At 63.9% G+C, this 19,263-nt stretch carries 16 protein-coding genes; 9 read left to right on the top strand and 7 right to left on the bottom strand.

Annotation, left to right across the window (positions count from 1 at the left end):
- Positions 1-250: 250 nt before the first annotated feature.
- The 3 genes from VGM61_RS01385 to VGM61_RS01375 all read right to left on the bottom strand — a co-directional run bounded on the left by VGM61_RS01385 (position 251) and on the right by VGM61_RS01375 (position 2,730).
- Complete coding sequence (locus VGM61_RS01385) at positions 251-469, bottom strand: hypothetical protein (RefSeq protein ID WP_331520912.1); 219 nt, start codon at positions 467-469, stop codon at positions 251-253.
- 63 nt (positions 470-532) lie between these two features.
- Positions 533-1,393 (bottom strand): UDP-2,3-diacylglucosamine diphosphatase, encoded by an 861-nt coding sequence (locus tag VGM61_RS01380; protein WP_331520911.1) that lies wholly within the window; start codon positions 1,391-1,393, stop codon positions 533-535.
- A gap of 86 nt (positions 1,394-1,479) precedes the next feature.
- A complete protein-coding gene (locus tag VGM61_RS01375) occupies positions 1,480-2,730 on the bottom strand; it encodes an aminotransferase class I/II-fold pyridoxal phosphate-dependent enzyme (RefSeq protein ID WP_331520910.1) in 1,251 nt (416 codons plus the stop codon).
- A 91-nt stretch (positions 2,731-2,821) separates the two neighbouring features.
- Between VGM61_RS01375 and rsgA the strand changes: the two genes are divergently transcribed.
- The 8 genes from rsgA to VGM61_RS01335 all read left to right on the top strand — a co-directional run bounded on the left by rsgA (position 2,822) and on the right by VGM61_RS01335 (position 14,958).
- Complete coding sequence (gene rsgA / locus VGM61_RS01370) at positions 2,822-3,862, top strand: ribosome small subunit-dependent GTPase A (RefSeq protein WP_331520909.1); 1,041 nt, start codon at positions 2,822-2,824, stop codon at positions 3,860-3,862.
- Positions 3,863-3,873: 11 nt separating this feature from the next.
- Positions 3,874-5,151 (top strand): flavohemoglobin expression-modulating QEGLA motif protein, encoded by a 1,278-nt coding sequence (locus VGM61_RS01365; RefSeq protein ID WP_331520907.1) that lies wholly within the window; start codon positions 3,874-3,876, stop codon positions 5,149-5,151.
- Between the two features lie 165 nt (positions 5,152-5,316).
- Positions 5,317-7,608 carry an NADP-dependent malic enzyme gene (locus VGM61_RS01360; RefSeq protein WP_331520906.1) on the top strand — a complete coding sequence of 764 codons (2,292 nt, stop codon included), beginning with the start codon at positions 5,317-5,319 and terminating at the stop codon, positions 7,606-7,608.
- A 222-nt stretch (positions 7,609-7,830) separates the two neighbouring features.
- Positions 7,831-10,524: a pyruvate dehydrogenase (acetyl-transferring), homodimeric type gene (aceE, locus tag VGM61_RS01355; protein WP_331520905.1), complete on the top strand. Its 2,694-nt coding sequence runs from the start codon at positions 7,831-7,833 to the stop codon at positions 10,522-10,524.
- A 149-nt stretch (positions 10,525-10,673) separates the two neighbouring features.
- Positions 10,674-12,065, top strand: coding sequence for an SH3 domain-containing protein (locus VGM61_RS01350; protein ID WP_331520904.1), 1,392 nt, complete (start codon positions 10,674-10,676; stop codon positions 12,063-12,065).
- Between the two features lie 107 nt (positions 12,066-12,172).
- On the top strand, positions 12,173-13,054 hold the full coding sequence (locus VGM61_RS01345; RefSeq protein ID WP_331520903.1) for an aspartyl/asparaginyl beta-hydroxylase domain-containing protein: 882 nt from the start codon (positions 12,173-12,175) through the stop codon (positions 13,052-13,054).
- Positions 13,054-13,914 carry a DMT family transporter gene (locus VGM61_RS01340; protein ID WP_331520915.1) on the top strand — a complete coding sequence of 287 codons (861 nt, stop codon included), beginning with the start codon at positions 13,054-13,056 and terminating at the stop codon, positions 13,912-13,914. Before VGM61_RS01345 ends, VGM61_RS01340 begins: the two co-directional genes overlap by 1 nt.
- Positions 13,915-14,010: 96 nt before the next feature.
- Complete coding sequence (locus VGM61_RS01335) at positions 14,011-14,958, top strand: LysR family transcriptional regulator (protein ID WP_331520902.1); 948 nt, start codon at positions 14,011-14,013, stop codon at positions 14,956-14,958.
- A 64-nt stretch (positions 14,959-15,022) separates the two neighbouring features.
- Here the strand turns inward: VGM61_RS01335 and VGM61_RS01330 are convergent, their stop codons facing one another.
- Together VGM61_RS01330 and VGM61_RS01325 are read right to left on the bottom strand one after the other, a co-directional pair.
- Positions 15,023-15,373, bottom strand: a complete 351-nt coding sequence (locus VGM61_RS01330) for a hypothetical protein (protein ID WP_331520901.1) — start codon at positions 15,371-15,373, stop codon at positions 15,023-15,025.
- Between the two features lie 93 nt (positions 15,374-15,466).
- Positions 15,467-16,138, bottom strand: coding sequence for a glutathione S-transferase (locus tag VGM61_RS01325; protein WP_331520900.1), 672 nt, complete (start codon positions 16,136-16,138; stop codon positions 15,467-15,469).
- A gap of 95 nt (positions 16,139-16,233) precedes the next feature.
- On the opposite strand from VGM61_RS01325, the gene VGM61_RS01320 reads away from it, so the two are divergent.
- Positions 16,234-16,539: a DUF3247 family protein gene (locus tag VGM61_RS01320; RefSeq protein WP_331520899.1), complete on the top strand. Its 306-nt coding sequence runs from the start codon at positions 16,234-16,236 to the stop codon at positions 16,537-16,539.
- Here VGM61_RS01320 and VGM61_RS01315 read toward each other — a convergent pair.
- Together VGM61_RS01315 and VGM61_RS01310 are read right to left on the bottom strand one after the other, a co-directional pair.
- Positions 16,536-17,846, bottom strand: coding sequence for a thioredoxin family protein (locus VGM61_RS01315; protein ID WP_331520898.1), 1,311 nt, complete (start codon positions 17,844-17,846; stop codon positions 16,536-16,538). The two genes, VGM61_RS01320 and VGM61_RS01315, sit on opposite strands and share 4 nt — an antisense overlap.
- Before the next feature lie 65 nt (positions 17,847-17,911).
- Positions 17,912-19,174 carry an MFS transporter gene (locus tag VGM61_RS01310; protein WP_331520897.1) on the bottom strand — a complete coding sequence of 421 codons (1,263 nt, stop codon included), beginning with the start codon at positions 19,172-19,174 and terminating at the stop codon, positions 17,912-17,914.
- Positions 19,175-19,263 lie beyond the last annotated feature (89 nt).

Below are 19,263 nucleotides of genomic sequence, written 5' to 3'. Positions count from 1 at the left end.
CGACCGCTCCCCCGGACGCAACAGCGGGTTGTGGGGAGAGCGGGATTTTGCTTTGCAAGGCCGCCTCAGGAGTCGGAGGGAGCGGTTGGGTGTCACCCTGAGAACGCTTCCGCAGGGAGGCGAAGCCGACTGAGGACTTAGTGACCAGGGTGACACCCAACCGCTCCCGCTCTAGCTCTAGCCCCGCCTCAAGCGGGCCAAAAAAAGGCCGCTGTCGCGGCCTGGTGGATCCACCCCTGCAGTGTTCGCGTCAGCGCTTGCGCGCGATGCCGCCGACGGTGAGCAGACCGCCGATGACGATGCCTGCGATGCCGACCCATTGGGGTATCGCGCGGTCGTGCGTGGCGGTGAGCTTGGCTGAACCGATCTGGGCCACGGTGTTGGTGTCGCGATAGCTGGCGTGGCCGGCGACTACCCAGATTCCCGCGGCCAGCAGGATGATGCCGATGACGATCAGACCTACGCGCATGCCCATTTCCTCGATGTGTTCGTCAGGAATATGGTCAGGAGCATGTGTAGGAATGGTGGAGGCCTAGGGTGGGGAGGTACGTAGGGATACCAGTGCCGCCGGCAGGGATGTGAGCGGGCGCAGGCCGAAAGCTTCGGCGGGGGAGGGCAGGATGGTTTCGCGGCTGGCGCGTCCCAGCCGGGCGCGGTGGCCGCTCCAATGGATCAGTTCCATGGCCCCGCAGGTGTCCTCGATGATCGCCGTGCAGTGCTCCACCCAGTCGCCGTCGTTGAGATACAGCACGCCGTTGATATCGCGTACGTGGCCGAAGTGGATGTGACCACAGATGTGACCGTCCAGCCCGCGCTCGCGGGCGTCGTTGGCCACGCGCTCCTCGAAGTCGCGGATATAGGCCAGCGCCTTGCCCACGTGAGACTTGATGATGATCGACAGGGGCAGGTAGGGCTGGTCCAGCCAGCGCCTCAAGGTATGCACGCGGCGGTTGGTCCAGCAGATCGCCCGGTGAAGCACTTCGCCGGCCCAGAGCATCCAGGTGCGGCCGATCGATTCGCCGTCGAATTCGTCGCCATGGCTCACGCGGTACCGCCGGCCGTCGGCGCCTTCGTGGATGGCATCCAGTTCCACGCGGATGCCGCCGATCGCCTGGCCGGCCAGGCCGCGCAGCGGAGCGTCGTGGTTGCCCGGTATGTAGGTGACTTTCACTCCGCGCTCGGCCATCGCCAGAAGCTGGCCGACTACGGCGCCGTGGTCGGCATGCCACCAGTGGCGGCGGGCAAGGGCTTCCAGGTCGATGATGTCTCCGACCAGGTACAGGTGCTCGCAATCCAGATGGGTAAGGAAATCCAGAAGGTAGCCTGCCTTGCAATCGGGCGTACCCAGATGGACATCAGATATGAAGGCGCTGCGGCAGCGTAAACGGGCCATGGCGTCGATCCCCGGTGAGTCTTCCCGGGACGACAGTATCGGCGTGGAGTGTCGCCGCCCGATGGCAGGGAGGTTACCGCCGTGCGTCAGGCGACGGCGGCGTCCGTGGCCGGGGAAAGGCGCTCGCCCGCCATCGCGGCCAGCACGCGGTCGATGCGCACGAACACTTCGCGCAGCTGCGCGGGCTCGGGCAGCAGGGTGAGCCGCAGGTGCCGGCTGGCGGCCAGGTTGAAACTCGATCCGGGGACAATCAGCACGGCTTCGTCTTCGAGCAGGCGCAGCGCGAAGCCGGCATCGTCGAATGCCGGGAGGGCCGCGGCACTGACCTGCGGGAAACCGTAAAGCGCCCCGCCTGGGGTGACCATGTCCAGGAATTCGCTGGCGGCGACACCTTCGATCACGGCACGCCGTGCCTCGTGCAGGCGGCCACCGGGGCGGGTGAGTTCGCCGATGGTGGCGGCGCTTTCGAGCGCCGGCCGCACGGCCCATTGCGCGGTGACGTTGGCGCAAAGACGCAGCGCCGCCAGCAACTGCAGCGCGTCGCGGTAATCCGCGGTGAGGCGCTGATGGCCCGACAGGCTCATCCAGCCCACGCGGTAGCCGCAGGCACGATGCACCTTCGACAGCCCGCCGAAACTCACGCACGGATGGTCGGCGGCGAGCCTGGCAAGCGGCTGAAAGGGGGTGTCGTCGTAGAGGATCTCGTCGTAGATCTCATCGCACAGCAACAACAGGCCATGTCGCCGTGCTACGGCCACGATGGCCTGCAGGAGCGGTTCCGGGTAAACCGCGCCGGTTGGATTGTTCGGGTTGATCAGCACAATGGCACGCGTGTGCGGGGTTACCAGGGCCTCGATTTCGTCAGGGTCGGGCAGGTGCCCGTTTTCTGCTGGGCAGCGGTAGTAGCGGGGCTTGCCGTCGTTGAGGATCGTGGCGGCGCTCCACAGCGGGTAATCGGGGCTGGGCAGCAGCACTTCATCGCCCGGCTGCAGCAACGCGCGCAAAGCCAGGTCAATGAGCTCGCTCACGCCATTGCCGATGAAGATCCGTTCGACGTCCACGCCTTCGGCGCCATGGGCTCGCTGCTGGGCCAGCACGGCTTCGCGGGCTTCTTCCAGGCCCTGCTCGTGTCCATAGGGTTCGCTATCGGCCAGATGGTCGGCGATGGCCAGGCGCAGGTGGTCGGGCGTGCGGAAACCGTAGCGGCCCGGGTTGCCGATGTTGAGCTTGATGATGGCGTGGCCTGCGGCTTCCATTTCACGCGCCCGGCGGGTCAGGGCCCCGCGGATCTCGTAGCGGACGTCGGCCAGGTGGGCGCTGGGTTGGATCGATGCCATCGTTATTCACGTACCGGGGATTCGTCTTGCATGGCACTGTATCAGCGTCGATGCCCTGCCGCGAGGCGATCCAATGGCATAATCAGGGCCTATGACGGACCCCGTGGACATCGAGCGGCTGCGCCGGATCGGCTGGCGCGGCGACGCTGACGCGGGTCCGGGCAGGCTTGCTCGGGTGGTTGCACAGCATCGGGCCGGCTACGAGCTGCACGACGGCGACCAGCTCTTCAACGCCCAGCCGGCCGGCACGTTCCTCAAGCGCGGCCTGGATCCTTCACTTCGCCCGGCCGTGGGCGACTTCGTCCTTCTCTCGGGCAATACCCACCCGGTGATCGAAACCGTGCTGCCGCGGCGCACCCTGCTGGTTCGCGCCGCCGCCGGCGAGCGTTACGAGCGCCAGGTGATCGCTGCCAACATCGACTACGTGCTGGTGCTGATGGGCCTGGACGGTGACTTCAATCCCACCCGCATCGAACGCTACCTGACACTGGTGGAAGGCTCCGGTGCGCAACCGGTGGTGCTGCTGTCAAAGGCCGACAGTGCGGTGGATGCCCAAGGTTCGGTTGCAGCCGTGCATGCGCGCGTGGGCGCCGCCACGCCGGTGATTGCGCTCAACAGCAAGGATGCAGCATCGGTGGCGCCGGTGCTGGCTTTCCTGCAGCCGGGCGATAGCGCGGTGTTGGTGGGTTCGTCCGGCGCGGGTAAATCCACCATCACCAACACGCTGCTGGGCGAAGAGCGCATGGCCACCGGCGCGGTGCGCGCCCACGATAGCCGCGGCCGGCACACCACCACCCACCGCGCGTTGTTGCAGCTGCCCTCCGGCGGCTGCCTGATCGACACCCCGGGCATGCGCGAGCTTAAGCTCACGGGCGAGGAAAACCTTGATCTCTTCGCCGATATCGAGGCCCTGGCGGCTGATTGCCGCTTTGCCGATTGCGGGCACACCAACGAACCTGGCTGCGCGGTGCAGGCGGCGCTGGCCACCGGCGAGCTCTCCCCGCAGCGCTGGCGCAGCTTCCTGAAATTGCACGAAGAACGCGAACAGCAGGCCGCCACACTCGAGGCGAGGCTGCGCCGCAGTCCACGGATTCCGGGTAAACACTCGTCGCGACGCGACCGGGACAGGTAAGATCGGCGGTCATGGACGTTCCCGCCATGGTTTCCTCGCCGGAACTCGAACGCTTCGCCGTGCTCGACCGGCGTCTGCTCGAGGCCGTACGCGCCATTCGCATCCTGCCCACGGTCGGTTGGCCCGCTTCGCTGGAGGAGCGGATGATCACCGCCTATCGAGTGGGCCGGTTCTCGCTGCCGGACGTTGAATACCTGACGCCGGATCTCTCCGCTGCGCGCGGCGAGCTAGAGCGCATCGAACTGGAAGCGGGCGAAGACCACCCCATCGCCGAGTACCTGCGCCGTACCGCGCAGTCGTGGCGCGTGGCAGCCACCATGCTCGAGGGCGTGGGTACTGAAGCGGTGACGGAGCCTTCGATCCAGCTCTACGGCCGCCCCGGCGACAGCATCCCGGGTAGCCGCAAGCGAAGCAACCTGGACGCGGCCAGATACTTCGTGGAGCTGGCCGACGAACTGGGTGCGGACCTGGATACCGAAGACGCCGAGGGACATATCCTGGCTGAGGACCTCCGCCAGGATATGTCCGCGCAACTGGATGCCTTTTTCGGTGCCGAGCGCATCGCCGTGGTGGTGGATCCTGAACTCACCGCCAAGGCTGCCGCCGGTGCCACCCGCATCCGCCTGCGCGGCGGCGCCAGCTTCACTGAGTACGATCGCCACCAGTTGATGGCCCATGAGGCGTTCGTGCATTCGCTCACCGCGTTGAATGGTCGCGAGCAGCCGGTGCTGGCTTCATTGGCGCGGACGTCCCCTCGCGTTACCGCCACCCAGGAAGGCCTGGCGGTGTTCGCCGAACTCATGTCCGGCGCCATCGACATCTCGCGGCTGAAGCGGATCAGCCTGCGCATCCTTGCCATCGACATGGCGTTGAACGGCGCGGACTTCGTCGAGGTCTACCAGTACTTCCGTAGTTGCGGCCAGAACGTGCCTGACAGTTTCCATTCGGCGCAGCGCGTATTCCGTGGCGTCCCCGTGACCGGCGGCTCGGCCTTCGCCAAGGACAACGTATACCTGTCCGGCCTGCTGGCCGTGCATACCTTCTTCCGCTGGTCGCTTCGCCAGCGGCGCCTGGATCACCTGCGGCACCTCTTCGCCGGCAAGCTCGCCTTGCACGACGTGATCAGCCTGGAGCCTTTCTTCGCCAGCGGCGCTATTGCCGCGCCACGCTACCTGCCTCCCTGGATGCAGCATGTGCATGGCCTGGCCGGCAAGCTCGCATTCTCGTTGTTCGTCAACCACATCCATATGGCGGGTGTGCAGGCTGAAGAAATTTCGCTGGGCCTGTAGGCAGGGCTGCGCGCATTGCCATAAAAGCGAATCTGTCCGCAGCCTGTCGTGCGGTGCGTGGCCGGAAGCTTCTTTCGAGGTAGGTAGCCGGGTGGGGTGCTAAGATTCTTCGTCTGATGGCAGCTGCCGTCGCTCCCTCTACTTCTTTCTTCACAGCGGACATTCATGGCCATTTCCGAGGATTTCAGGCAGGCGGCGCTCGAATACCACCGCCATCCGCGCCCAGGCAAAATAAGAGTCACCGCTACCAAGCCCATGGTCACCCAGCGTGACCTGTCGCTGGCCTATTCGCCTGGGGTGGCCTACGCCTGCGAGGCGATCGTGGAAGATCCGCGGCAGGCCAGCGAACTGACCGCGCGCGGCAACCTGGTGGCGGTGATCACCAACGGCACGGCGGTACTGGGCCTTGGCAATATCGGTCCGCTCGCCGGCAAGCCGGTGATGGAAGGCAAGGGCGTGCTGTTCCAGAAGTTCGCCGGCATCGATGTGTTCGACATCGAGATCGCAGAAAACGACCCGGACAAGCTGGTGGACATCATTGCCAGCCTGGAGCCCACCTTCGGCGGCATCAATCTGGAAGACATCAAGGCACCGGAGTGTTTCATCGTCGAGCGCAAGCTGCGCGAGCGCATGAAGATCCCGGTATTCCACGACGACCAGCATGGCACGGCGATCATCGTCGGCGCGGCGGTGGTCAATGCATTGGAAGTGGTTGGCAAGAAGATCAGCGAGGTCAAGCTCGCCACCACCGGCGTCGGCGCGGCTGGCATCGCCTGCCTTGACATGCTCGTGGCGCTGGGGCTGAAGCCGGAGAACATCCTCGGTTTCGACCGTGACGGCGTGCTCTACACCGGCCGCGACAACATGGACCCGGACAAGCAACGCTACGCTCGGGATACCGACAAGCGCATGCTGGCCGAGATCGTCGCGGGTACGGACATTTTCCTGGGCCTTTCCGCCGGCGGCATCCTCAAGCCGGAAATGGTCGCCAGCATGGCCGACCGGCCGATCATCCTGGCCCTGGCCAATCCTTCGCCGGAAATCCTGCCCGAGGATGCCAAGGAGGTGCGCCCGGATTGCATCATCGCCACCGGCCGTTCGGACTATCCAAACCAGGTCAACAACGCGTTGTGCTTCCCCTACCTGTTCCGCGGCGCGCTCGATGTCGGCGCAACGGTGATCAACGAGGCCATGAAACTGGCGTGCGTGCTCGCCATCGCTGAGCTGGCCCGCATGGAAGCGGGGGACCTTGCCAGTGCCTACGGTGGCGAGGTGCCGACCTTCGGTCCGGACTACCTCATCCCGCGTCCGTTCGACCCGCGCCTGCTGGTGATGCTGGCGCCGGCGATTGCCCGTGCGGCGATGGATTCGGGTGTGGCCATGCGTCCGATCCTGGACATGGAAAGCTACATCGAGAAGCTCGACCAGTTCATCTACCGCACCGGCCTGATCATGAAGCCGGTGTACGAGCGCGCGCGCGCCGACCGCAAGCGCGTGGTCTATGCCGAGGGCGAGGAAGAAACCGTCCTGCGCGCCGTGCAGACGGTGATCGACGAAAAGCTTGCTTTCCCCATCCTGATCGGCCGCCCGGACGTCATCGACACCCGCATCCAGCGCCTGGGCCTGCGCATGCGCGTGGGCGTGGATTTCGAGCTGACCAACATCAATGACGATCCGCGTTTCAACGACTACTGGCAGCAGTACCACGCCATGACAGAGCGCCGCGGCGTATCGCCGGCGGCGGCCAAGAACCTGGTGCGTTCGCGTCCGGCCCTGATCGCCTCGATCATGGTCCAGCGCGGCGAAGCCGACGCGATGATCTGCGGCCTGGTCGGTCGTTACCACAAGAAGCTGGGCTACATGCGCAGCGTGTTCGGCCTGGATCCGGGTGTCAGCTGCACCTCGGCAATGACCGGCGTGATCAACGACAAGGGCGCGTGGTTCTTCCTCGACACCCATGTGCAGATCGATCCGACCGCCGAGCAGATCGCTGCGGCCACCTTGCAGGCGGGCTATCGCCTGAAGCTGTTCGGCATCGAGCCGAAGGTGGCGCTGCTGTCGCACTCGAACTTCGGCAGCCACAACAACCCCAGTGCCGCCAAGATGCGCGAGGTCTACCAGATCCTGCGCAAGCGCGCGCCCAAGCTGGAGGTCGACGGCGAGATGCAGGCCGACACCGCCTGGGATCAGAACGTGCGTAGCCTAGTCTTCCCCAATAGCACGCTCAGCGGGCGCGCCAACCTGTTCGTGATGCCGAACCTGGATTCCGCCAACATCGCCTACAACATGGTGCGGGTGATGACCGACGGCGTGGCGATTGGTCCGATCCTCATGGGCGTGGACAAGGCCGCGCACATCCTCACGCCGGCCTCGACACCCCGCCGTGTGGTGAACATGACCGCCATCGCCGCGGTCGATGCGCAGATTCGTGCGGCCCAGGGCGAAATCCGCCGCTAAAGAGGACTGGCAAGGGCCATCCGGGCGGCCTGGTTCGAGCCAGGCACCGTGCGACACAGGGACGCATGGGTGACCATACGGCGCCGTATGTGATTGATTCATGGCAGCTAAGGCGGGCAGGACGGCCCGGGATGGCGCGGGTTTGCTAAACTCGGGGGTGGACCGATTTAAATTCCCCGCCACCCCCACGCCAGGCGCGCCCCACGCGCTGCGGAGAGCACCATGGACCAGATCACCGACATCCTCCACCAGGATCTCGACCCCACCGAAACCCAGGAATGGGTCGAATCGCTCAACGCCGTCATCAACCATGACGGCACCGAGCGCGCGCACTACCTGCTTGAGCGCATGGTGGATTCCACCCGTCGCGCCGGCGGCTACCTGCCGTTCGATCCCACCACTGAATACGTCAACACCATCGCGCCGCAGAACGAGGCCCGCAGCCCGGGCGACGCCGCGCTGGAATGGCGCATCCGCTCGATCATCCGCTGGAACGCGCTGGCGATGGTGGTGCGTACCAACCGCAAGCCCGGCGACCTGGGCGGCCATATCTCAAGCTTCGCGTCATCCGCCACGCTTTACGATGTGGGCTTCAATCATTTCTGGCGTGCACCCAGCGCCGACCATCCCGGCGACCTGGTGTTCCACCAGGGCCATTCCAGCCCGGGCGTGTATGCGCGTTCCTTCCTCGAAGGCCGCATCAGCGCCGAGCAGATGGACCTCTTCCGCATGGACGTGGCCGGCAAGGGCAAGGGGCTTACCTCCTATCCCCACCCCTGGCTGATGCCCGACTACTGGCAGGTGCCGACGGTGTCGATGGGCCTGGGCCCCATCCAGGCCATCTACCAGGCGCAGTTCTGGAAATACCTCGAACACCGCGGCCTGATCCCCAAGACCGACCGCAAGGTCTGGTGCTTCATGGGCGATGGCGAATCCGACGAGCCGGAAAGCCTGGGTGCGATCTCGCTGGCCGGCCGCGAAGGCCTGGACAACCTGATCTTCGTGGTCAACTGCAACCTGCAGCGCCTGGATGGCCCGGTGCGCGGCAACGGCAAGATCATCCAGGAACTGGAAGGCGTGTTCCGCGGCGCCGGCTGGAATGCCATCAAGGTGGTCTGGGGCAGCTACTGGGATCCGCTCCTGGCGCGCGATACCTCCGGCAAGCTGCGCCAGCTGATGATGGAAACCGTCGACGGCGAGTACCAGGCCTGCAAGGCTTTCGGTGGCGCCTATACCCGCGAGCATTTCTTCGGCAAGTATCCGGAAACTGGGGCGCTGGTGGCCAACATGTCCGACGACGACATCTGGCGCCTGAACCGTGGCGGCCACGATCCGCACAAGGTGTACGCGGCCTACCACGCGGCGGTGAACACCCAGGGCATGCCCACGGTAATCCTGGCCAAGACGGTGAAGGGCTATGGCATGGGTACGGCCGGTGAGTCGCAGAACCCGGCTCACCAGCAGAAGAAGATGGACACCGATGCCATCCGCGCCTTCCGTGACCGCTTCAACATCCCGGTGACCGACGCCCAGCTTGAAGAGGTGCCGTTCTACCACCCGGGCAAGGATTCCCCCGAAGTGCAGTACCTGCTCGAGCGCCGCAAGGCCCTGGGCGGCGCGCTGCCTCAACGTCGTCGCAAGGCGGACGAATCGTTCAAGGCGCCGGGCCTTGAGGCCTTCGAACAGATCACCAAGAGCTCCGGCGAACGCGAGATCAGCACCACCATGGCGCTGGTGCGTGGCATGAACCTGATGCTGCGCGACAAGGCCATCGGTCCGCGCGTGGTGCCGATCGTGGCCGACGAGGCACGCACCTTCGGCATGGAGGGCATGTTCCGGCAGATCGGCATCTACGCGCCGTTCGGCCAGAAGTACCGCCCGCAGGATGCCGACCAGCTGCTGTACTACCGTGAAGACCAGAAAGGCCAGGTGCTGCAGCAAGGCATCAGCGAAGCGGGCGGCATGAGTTCATGGATGGCCGCTGCCACCAGCTACAGCATCTCAAACGTGCCGATGCTGCCTTTCTTCATCTACTACTCGATGTTCGGCTTCCAGCGCATCGGCGACCTGTGCTGGGCCGCCGGCGACATGCGCGCGCGAGGTTTCCTGATCGGCGGCACGGCCGGACGCACCACGTTGAATGGCGAAGGCCTGCAGCATGAAGACGGCCATTCGCATTTGATGTCGGGCGCCGTCCCCAACGTGGTGTCGTACGACCCCACATTCTCGTACGAAGTGGCGGTGATCCTGCAAGACGGCACACGCCGGATGATGCAGGAGCAGGAAGACGTTTATTACTACCTCACGGTAATGAACGAAAACTACAGCCATCCGGAAATGCCCAAGGACAGCGCCGAAGGCATCATCAAGGGCATGTACCTGTTCAAGGATGCCGGCAAGCCGAAGAAGAACGAGCCGCGCGTGCAGCTCCTGGGTGCCGGCACCATCCTGCGCGAGGTCATCGCCGCCGCCGAATTGCTGGAGAAGGATTTCGGCGTGTCGGCCGATATCTGGTCGTGCCCGAGCTTCTCCGAAGTCCGTCGCGACGGTTTCGACGCCGAGCGCTGGAACCGCCTGCATCCGGAAGACGAGCCGCGCGTGCCGTATGTCACGGGCCTTCTGAAGGATCGCCAGGGTCCGGCCATCGCTGCCACGGACTACGTGCGCGAATACGCCGACCAGATCCGTGCCTTCATGCCCGATGGCATGCGTTACACGGTGCTCGGTACCGACGGCTTCGGCCGTAGCGACACGCGTGACAACCTGCGCGCCTTTTTCGAGGTCGACCGCTACTACATCGCCCACGCCGCCCTGGCGGCGTTGGCGAAGGATGGCAAGGTCAACGCCAAGGATGTCAGCCGGGCGATCAAGCAGTACAAGCTCGACCAGGACAAGCCGAACCCTTTGACGGTGTAAGCCTCCTGAATCGGACGGTGTCCGGTATAGGCGGACAAAACGTCCGCGGACAACGCCCTCCCTCGTGGAGGGCTTTGTTTTTCAGGCGATTGCGGTTGGCACGCCCGTTGCCATGGATACCGTGAAACCCTCGATACCGGAGTGCACACATGCCCCTTTCCCGCATCGTCATCGGCCTTGCCCTTGCCATCGGCAGCAGCCATGCACTGGCTGCCTCGCCGACCTTGCCCGTGCCCGCATCGGGTGTGATCGGTACCGATGACGCGATGTTCTCGCCGGACTACTGGATTGCCCGCGCGCCGTCGCCGGACAAGGTGATCTTCAGCCGCGGGGACCTACAGGCGCGCAACGCGCGCATGTTCGCCAATGATCCGTCGATGTACGTACTGGCGAAGATTCCCGCGCAGGTGAGCGGTGAGCAGGTCAAGGCATGGATCGGCAAGGTGTCCAAACTGCCGTCCAGCCCGCTGCTCGACATCCACAACAAGCCCCTGCCTGCATCGGTGGTCGATCCGATCGTGGCCAGTATCGCGCTGGAGAAGATTCCCGCGCACGTGACGGCCCGCTATGGCCTCTCCGTGGCCCGGCAGTCGTTGCGTAACTTTCCCACCGACCTTCGCGCCTTCACCACCCCCGACCAGCCTGATTTCGAAAGCTTTCAGGAGAGCATGTTGTTCCCGGGCGATCCGGTGGTGATCGTGCATGAAAGCGAGGATGGCCAGTGGTATTTCGTGGTGAGCCCGCGCTATGCCGCCTGGGTGAAGAAATCGGCGATAGCCGTTGGAACCCGTGACCAGGTGCTGGACTACGCCGAGAAGACGCCCTACCGGGTGGTGACGGGCGCCAAGGTGCGCACCGTGTTCACGCCGGAGGCCCCGGCGGTGTCGGAACTGCAGCTGGACATGGGTGCGCGCGTGCCGTTGGCTAACCTGCCGCCGGAGCAGCCGGTGAACGGGCAGGGGGCGTACGTGTCCTGGACGCTGCTGCTGCCGGTGCGTAGCGAGGATGGGTCGCTCAAGTTCCAGCCCGCACTGTTGCAACGTAACGCCGATAGCGCGCCGGACTACGTGCCACTGACGCAAGCCAACATCATCCGTCAGGCGTTCAAATTCCTTGGTGAGCGTTATGGCTGGGGACACCTCTACAACGGCCGTGACTGCAGCGGTTTCGTTTCCGACGTCTATCGCAGCCTGGGTGTGCAGATGCCGCGCAATACTGGCGATCAGGCCAAAAGCCCGGAGCTTGCACACCTGCCGTTCACCGCCGCCGATAGCCATGAGGCGCGGATGAAGGCGATCGGGCAGGCCCAGGTGGGCGACCTGATCTACATTCCCGGCCACGTGATGATGTTCCTGGGGCGCGTGAATGGTGAGCCGTATGTGATCCAGGATGTCGGCGGTGTGGTCTACCTTGATGCCAAGGGCAAGAAGCACTGGACGCGCACCAACGAAGTATCAGTAACCCCGCTTCTTCCCCTGCTGGTGGACGAGAAACTCTCCTACGTCGATGCCATGACCAGCCTGGTGCATATCCGGCCGTAGCCATCGCCGTCGCCGTCGGGGGATGTCGCTTTTTCTAACTATGTGGGAATACGCGTCGTTGTTAACGTGCCTGTGCTCAAGAACGAGCGGCTGACAGCGGACATGGAATGAGTTCACGCATCATTGCAAATATCGACTTCAAGGATTTCGACTTTACAAGCGCGATTCAATGTCTGGGCGACATCCCCTTCCAGCTGGAAGAGTACGACGAGTTCGGACAGGGACAATGGAGCAATATTTCCCTATACAACGAATCTGGCCTGGCAAGCGACACGCAGTATCGCAACGCAAAGTCCTGCCGCTCCACGCCGCATTGCCTGAAAGTGCCGGAAATTATCAGTTTCATCGAGGAAAATTTCGACACCCCGGCTCTTCGCATGGTCCGGGCCAGGAATCTGGTCGACGGGATGGTAATCCCGCACCGGGATTTTGTTGAACTGGACGAGGGTCAGCGGTACCTGCGGGTTTTTGTTCCGCTAGAAGATAATCTCGAATCCTTCCATTCAGACGATTCAGGTGTATTCCGCATGCGGCGCGGCGAAGTCTGGATGCTTGATGCTAGCCAGGTTCACGCGGCCATCAACTTCGGACGCCACAGTCGCATGTTCCTTTGCCTGGACTTCGCCTTCGACAGGCCCTTCCACGCCTCGGACATATTCTCCCCGGGGGCTGGCGTTTTTTCTCCAGGTGATCCGCTCTATATCCAGCGGTCTGCTATCACGCAGCAGGAGATCGACCAGCTGATCAGTTCTGTTGCCGGCATTATCAACCCGGATACATTCCGGGACGTCCTTTTCGCGCTCTCGAAAGTCCATTTTCGCCATGATGTGGAGGCCGGGGCGTGTTACGACTGGATAGAAAAGGCGGCACGCAGATCCTTGCAGCTGGACATCGTGGAAAAGACTAATGCACTGCGTCGATACCTGGTCGATTCGCGAGACAAAGGCCAGCGATTCTCGATTAACGACTGGGCGCGTGCGGCCGCGTGATGGCCGGGATTCTCCATGCCGCGCCCTGGGCTTTCCTACTTTTATGGGGGAGCGGCGCGGTGGTGGGGAAGATCGGCTTGCAACATGGATCACCATGGTCGTTCCTGTTGGCACGATCGGCCATGGCGCTCGCATTGATGTGGGTGATGGCACGATTCCGCCCGCGCTGGGTAGCTGTTCAAAGTGGGCAAGTGCGGCTATCGATCACTGCGGGCGAAGTGGCGAATGCAGTGCTTCTTCAGGTTGTTTACCAGGCCGCGTTTTTCCTGGCGCTTGCCGGCGGCCTTTCACCAGGAACCCTTGCGGTAATCCTTGGCCTTCAGCCGTTTGTCACTTGCCTGGCCGCCGGTGATCGACTCGACCGCTGGCGCTTTGCAGCGTTGGGGCTTGGCCTTCTCGGGCTGGTCATGGTGGTCTGGGGAACGCGCGATGTCGATGCGCAGGCCGGATGGGCGATGGTGCTTGGATTTGCGGCGATGACCGCACTGGCCTTGGGCACCGCTTTCCAGAGACGGATAGGAGGTGACCCACTGCGCTCGGCAACATTGCAATCACTGGTGTCGACACTGGTGTTCGGTGGCGTGGTGGCATTCACGGGCTGGGATGCAAAGCTTAACGCTGCGTTCGTGCTCTCGGTCATCTGGATGGCTGTCGCAGTGTCCGTGGTGGCGACGCTGCTGCTCCTGGTCATGATCAACCGCCAGCAGGCCAGTCGCGTCGGCATCTTGTTCTACATGGTTCCGGTGGTCACCGCGTGTCTGGACTACCTCGTGTTCGGCACGACCATCGGCTGGCTGGCTGTGTTTGGCGCCGTGATGGTCGTGATGTCCCTGCGTCTTTTTGCGATCGGCACCCGATGATCACGCTTAGATCCCGAGAAAGGGCGAATTCTGCAAATGACTTCTTTCTTCGACGCGTATGCTCGCCAGGCATCATCTAAGGACAGGCCAGCATCCATGCAACGCACGCGTACCAGGGACATCCCGCTCCCTATCCATCATCGCCCTGAAAAGAACCTTCAAACGCTCATCGACACGGCCCAGCTGCGCTCGTTCGTGGTGGTCAACGAGGCCGGCTCGATCGCCGCCGGAGCTGCATCGCTGCATCGCGTGCCGTCGGCGGTGAGCCAGCAGATCCAGCGACTGGAAGGGCAGATGGGTGGCGCCCTGTTCTTGCGTGGCCGCCGCGGGTTGGTACTCACCGAGCGCGGCCGCAAACTGCTGCCACTGGCCATGGACATGTTGGCTTTCAATGACGACGCGCTAACCGCCATGCAGGGCGATGCTTCGGGCGCACGCATTGTCGTGGGTATGTCCGATGCATATGCGTCGAGTTTCCTGCCGTCGATCCTGGCCACCTGCAGCCAGGTCTTGCCCGGCGTTACCGTGGAGTTGCGCACCGGATTCAGCCCGGGGCTCTGGGCAAGTTACGAGCGCGGGGAAATTGATGTCATCCTGGCGCAAGGCTGCCCTGCCGCTGTCATCGCCGAAGTCATACACGTTGAGACACTTCGTTGGGTGGGCAACCATGAAACCAACACGGTTGATGGCGAAGTTGATCTGGTCGTCTTCAGCGAAGGCTGTCCCGACCGCGAAATGGCCATCGATTCCCTGGTGCGGGAGGGCGTGGGCTATCGACTTCGCTTCGAAGGTCATTCGCATGCATCGGTGGTGGCCGCCGTGCGGTCGGGGCTGGGTGTCACGCCCATGTTGCCGAACACCACGCCATCGCGTATCCGTGCTTTCGTGCCCGGTATAACCTTGCCGCGCCTGGGCGCTATAGAGATCTCACTGGCATGCGCCGATCATTCCGAGGGTGGCGTCCCGGCGGCTTTCGCACACATTGTGCGCCAGTGCTTCCGACGTGTTCGCGAATCACCCGGCTCGCATCGCGACACACTTTAAGGGTCGGCTAAAAAAGGCCGGCGCATGGCCGGCCTTCTGACCTGACGCCGCCAGAACAACCGGGTCATTCGTCGCGGTTGTTCCAGATATGGCGCAACAGCAGGAATGTCCCCACGGCGACGGCGGCAATGCCAACGGCGGTCGCCGGGTGACGCTTGACCTGGCGACGCAGACGGCGGTACTGGTAATTCGCCTCATCGGCGAAGTCCTCCGCCAGATAGGCAATCGGGCGAGTTTGTCGAGCCCGTTTGCTCCATTTCAGGCCTAGTTTGCGGCTACGCTCGGCCAGGTCCGATGCGGTATCTCGGCCCCGATCGGCAAGGTCAGACGCCCGGTCAGCAGCTTCGCCCACATAACCACGCACACGGCCAGATACGCCGTTAACGGCACTTTCGAGATCCCGGTACTTGCTCATCAGCCACTCCCTCTCACCCATCATTCCTGATCGAGGTTGCCGCCCGCGTCGTGAGCCTGGCGTAAACAGTTCGCCGTGGGTCGATGACGTCGTTCAGCTAAGCAGGTCGTAAGCGCCGCCGCGATCCAGTGCGCGCTGATAGGCCGGGCGGGCGTGAATGCGTTGCAGGAAAGCGGCAAGCCGTGGATAGGCGCCGTCCAGGTCGATTCGCGCGGCCGCCGCTTCCAGGGGGAAACTCATCTGGATATCAGCGGCGGTAAACTCATCGCCAGCGAACCAGCCATTTTTACCCAATTCGTCTTCCAGGTAATCCAGGTGCAGGCGGATCTGCGGGTCGATGTACGTTTTCTGCCCTTTTTGGGCGATCTTCCTGGCGATCGGTTTGGCGAAGAATGGCATCGGCGCGGTCTCGATGCGGCTGAAGACCAGTTTCAACAACAGCGGCGGCATCGCCGATCCTTCGGCGTAATGCAGCCAGTAGGTGTATCGAAGCTTCCCTTCGCTGCCCGCCGGGGGCACCAGGCGGCCCCGGCCATGGCGTTCCAGGAGGTATTCGATGATGGCCCCGGATTCAGCGACGGTGCGGTTGTCTTCCGTGATCACGGGGGACTTGCCCAGCGGATGCACGCGCTTGAGTTCCGGCGGCGCCAGCATCGTGCGCGAATCGCGCTGGTAGCGCTTCAGTTCGTAATCCAGGCCGAGTTCTTCCAGCAGCCAAAGCACCCGCTGGGACCGTGAATTGTTCAGGTGATGGACGATGATCAAGGGCGTGGCTTTCCGCTGGAGTGAACAGAGAGTCTAGCCCGGCGTCGGCACTGGAGTTCACAGTGCATTGATCGGCCCCGGCTAGGCTAGGCGACATGAGTAAATATGCCCCCCAGGTATATACCGATCCCGGCGACATCGCCCGGCTGGAAACGCTGGTCAGCGATCTCCCCGACAATGCCTGCGTCAGCGTGGTGGAGCATGACGGCACCACCACGACGGGCGTGGTGGCGGCCCTTCCCACCGTGCAGAGCTTCCGCGATGAGAAAGAGAATGAAGGCATGAATGGCGTCGTCCGGTTGGAGGACACCGGCTTGCCCGGCGGCTATCGCACCATCTGGCTCGATCGCATTGAACGTGTGATCCAGCTGGATTCGGTGAAGGGATCGCCGGCCTCTTAGCCGATCACCTGACGTAGACGTGCAGCGGCCTCGGGGAAGGTTTTACCTTCCTGCGCCAACACTGTATCGACCACCTTCTTCGCTTCGTCCTTCCGACCCAACGCAATCAGCGCCTTGGCCCGGTAGGTCGCCACCTGCAGCCTGTTCGCGCCATACGCCTTGGTCGCGGCTTTTTCCAGGAAGGGCAAGCCTTCCTGCGCCCGGCCGTTCTCCACCAGGTTGCGGCCATGGCGGTAGGCGTAGACGTAGTCGTTCGGGTAAGCGGCGATCAGCTTAAGTTCGAGCGCATCTACTTCGTCACCGCGTTTGGCGCGCACCAGGTACACGCGCAGGTTGTCGGCGAGGTTGCGGTCGCTGGCAACGTTGCTGCCCAGCTTGCCCCGTGTCATGTCGATGGCGCGATCCAGGATGGCTTTCTCGCCGGCGGCATCGCCAGCCGCGGCGTCGACGTCGGCCAGCGACAGCACGCCACTGCGGATGTCGGCGCACGGTGGGTTGGCCACCAATACCTGGGTGTCGACATACGATTGCATGGCCTGCTTCTGTTCGGCAGCGGCCGCACGCTTTTCCTCCGGCGGCAACGATGCTGTGGCGCCCAGCAGGTCATCCAGCACATAGGGACGCTGGCAGCCGATACGGCCGGCGAGCACGTGTTTGGCCGCGTCGGCGATGGCGGTGTCGTTCTTGTCGGCTTTGGCCTTGAGCAGCAGCAACTGCTGGCGGCCCAGGGCGACATCGCGATCCTTGTCGGCGACGTTCTTCACCATCGAGGGAAGGGTATCGAACCAGGCCAGGCCCTCTGCCCCGGCGTAGCGCTTCTGGTAGTCGTCCAGCACTGCGGCTACGGCTGCCAGCGAGCCTTTCTGGGCGTCGCCCTTGAGCTTGTCCAGGCGTTGGCTACCGGACAGGATCGCGGCAACCTCGGGATAGAACTTGTCGCGCGGGCGCTCGGCGAGGATGCGGCCGAGCTCGTTGCCGTGTTCGTCCAGTGCCACGTAAGTGGGCAGGAAATGCACGTTGAGCTTTTTCATCCAGGCCTGGCCGTCCGGGTCGTCGGCATCGGCCTCGACGAACACCACCTTGCTTTCCAGGGCCTTGAACTCATCGCCGTTCAGGACGTGCGAAGCCATGAAATAGCACGAGTAGCACCACACGGCCTGGAAATCGATCAGCACCGGCTTGTGTTGGCGGGCGCCCTGCTCGAGCGCGGAGGTGATGGTGGCCGGACCCTTGGGAGGCGTGGCGGCCATGGCCGGGAGGGCGGCGGCGAGCGCCAGGGGCAGCAACACTGCGGCAAGACGCGTCATGGGTGTGCCTTTGGCGGTATAGACGTCCATCCTATGACCAAACCGACACGTTTTGCAAAGTGGCCCTAAAATGCGGTGGAAGCGCCTTCGGATTGCCCGGGCGCCTCGCGCAGCCCCTGGCGCCGCCTGAGTGAGGGAAACCACCACATCCACAGGCCCACCACCAGCAGCGTGCCGACCCCGCCGATCAGGGTGGCGTTGACGGCGCCCACGGCGGCCGCCAGCAGCCCCGACTCAAATTCCCCAAGCTGGTTGGAGGTGTTGATGAAGATGGCATTGACCGCGCTCACCCGGCCGCGCATATCGTCGGGCGTGTCCAGTTGTACCAGGGCGCCGCGGATCACCATGCTGACCATGTCGAAGGCGCCCAGGGCGAACAGGGCAGCCAAGGACAACCACAGCGATGTGGACACGGCAAAGACCATGGTAGCCACGCCGAATGCCGCGACACAGGCGAACATGATCGGCCCTACCCGGCGTTCGAGCGAATGCCGGGCCAGCCAGAATGACATCAGCAGCGCACCCACGGCTGGCGCGGCGCGCAACAGGCCGAGGCCCCATGGGCCGGTGTGCAGGATGTCGCGGGCGAACACGGGCAGCAGCGCGGTGGCCCCACCAAGCAGTACGGCGAAGAGGTCGAGTGAAATCACCCCCAGTACGGCAGGCCGATGGCGGATGAAGTGCACGCCGGCGAAAAGTACCTTCAGCGTCGCCGGTTCCCGCCGCGGTGGCACGTGCTCGTAGCGCAGGCGCCACAGCAAACCCAGGGCCGCCAGATACAGCAGGGCCGACACCCCGTACACCACCTCGGGCCCGAGGATATACAACAAGCCTCCCAGCGCCGGGCCCATGATCATCGCTGCCTGGCCGCCGGAGCCGTTTGCCGCCATGGCGCGGGTGAGCAACGACGGCGGCACCAGCCCTGGCAGCATCGACTGCATTGCCGGCCACTCGAAAGCCTTGGTCACGCCCAGCCCAAATACCAGGCAGAGGATCGATGTTTCGCTCAGCGCGCCCAGCACGGTTCCCAGTGCCAGCAGACCGATACAGCAGAACTCCAGGATATCGGCCCCCAGTACGATGCGCCGGCGTTCGAACTGGTCGGCGACGTGGCCGGCGGGCAAGGCCAGTAGCAGCGAAGGAATGAACTGCACCAGGCCGATCAGGCCCAGGTCGAAGGCGCGATGGGTGATGGCATAAACCTGCCAGCCCACCGCCACGGAAACCATCTGGAAACCGAAGCTCGAGGCGGTGCGTGCCAGCCAGAATTGCGCGAACGCCCGGTGAGCGAAGAGCGAGTCGCCGGTTTCGGCGGTGGAAGGGGACATGCGGGTCATTCGCTGGGACGAAGCCGCCATGGTAGCGGGCTTGCAGCGGCGGGGCGGGGCGGTCCAAGCTAGATGCCCCCATGAATCCA

The sequence above is a fragment of the Pinirhizobacter sp. genome (assembly GCF_036499745.1).
In the GTDB taxonomy this organism is placed as follows: domain Bacteria; phylum Pseudomonadota; class Gammaproteobacteria; order Xanthomonadales; family Rhodanobacteraceae; genus Pinirhizobacter.
The sequence above is the reverse complement of the archived record's forward strand: the minus strand, read 5'-3'. Positions and strand labels throughout refer to the sequence as shown.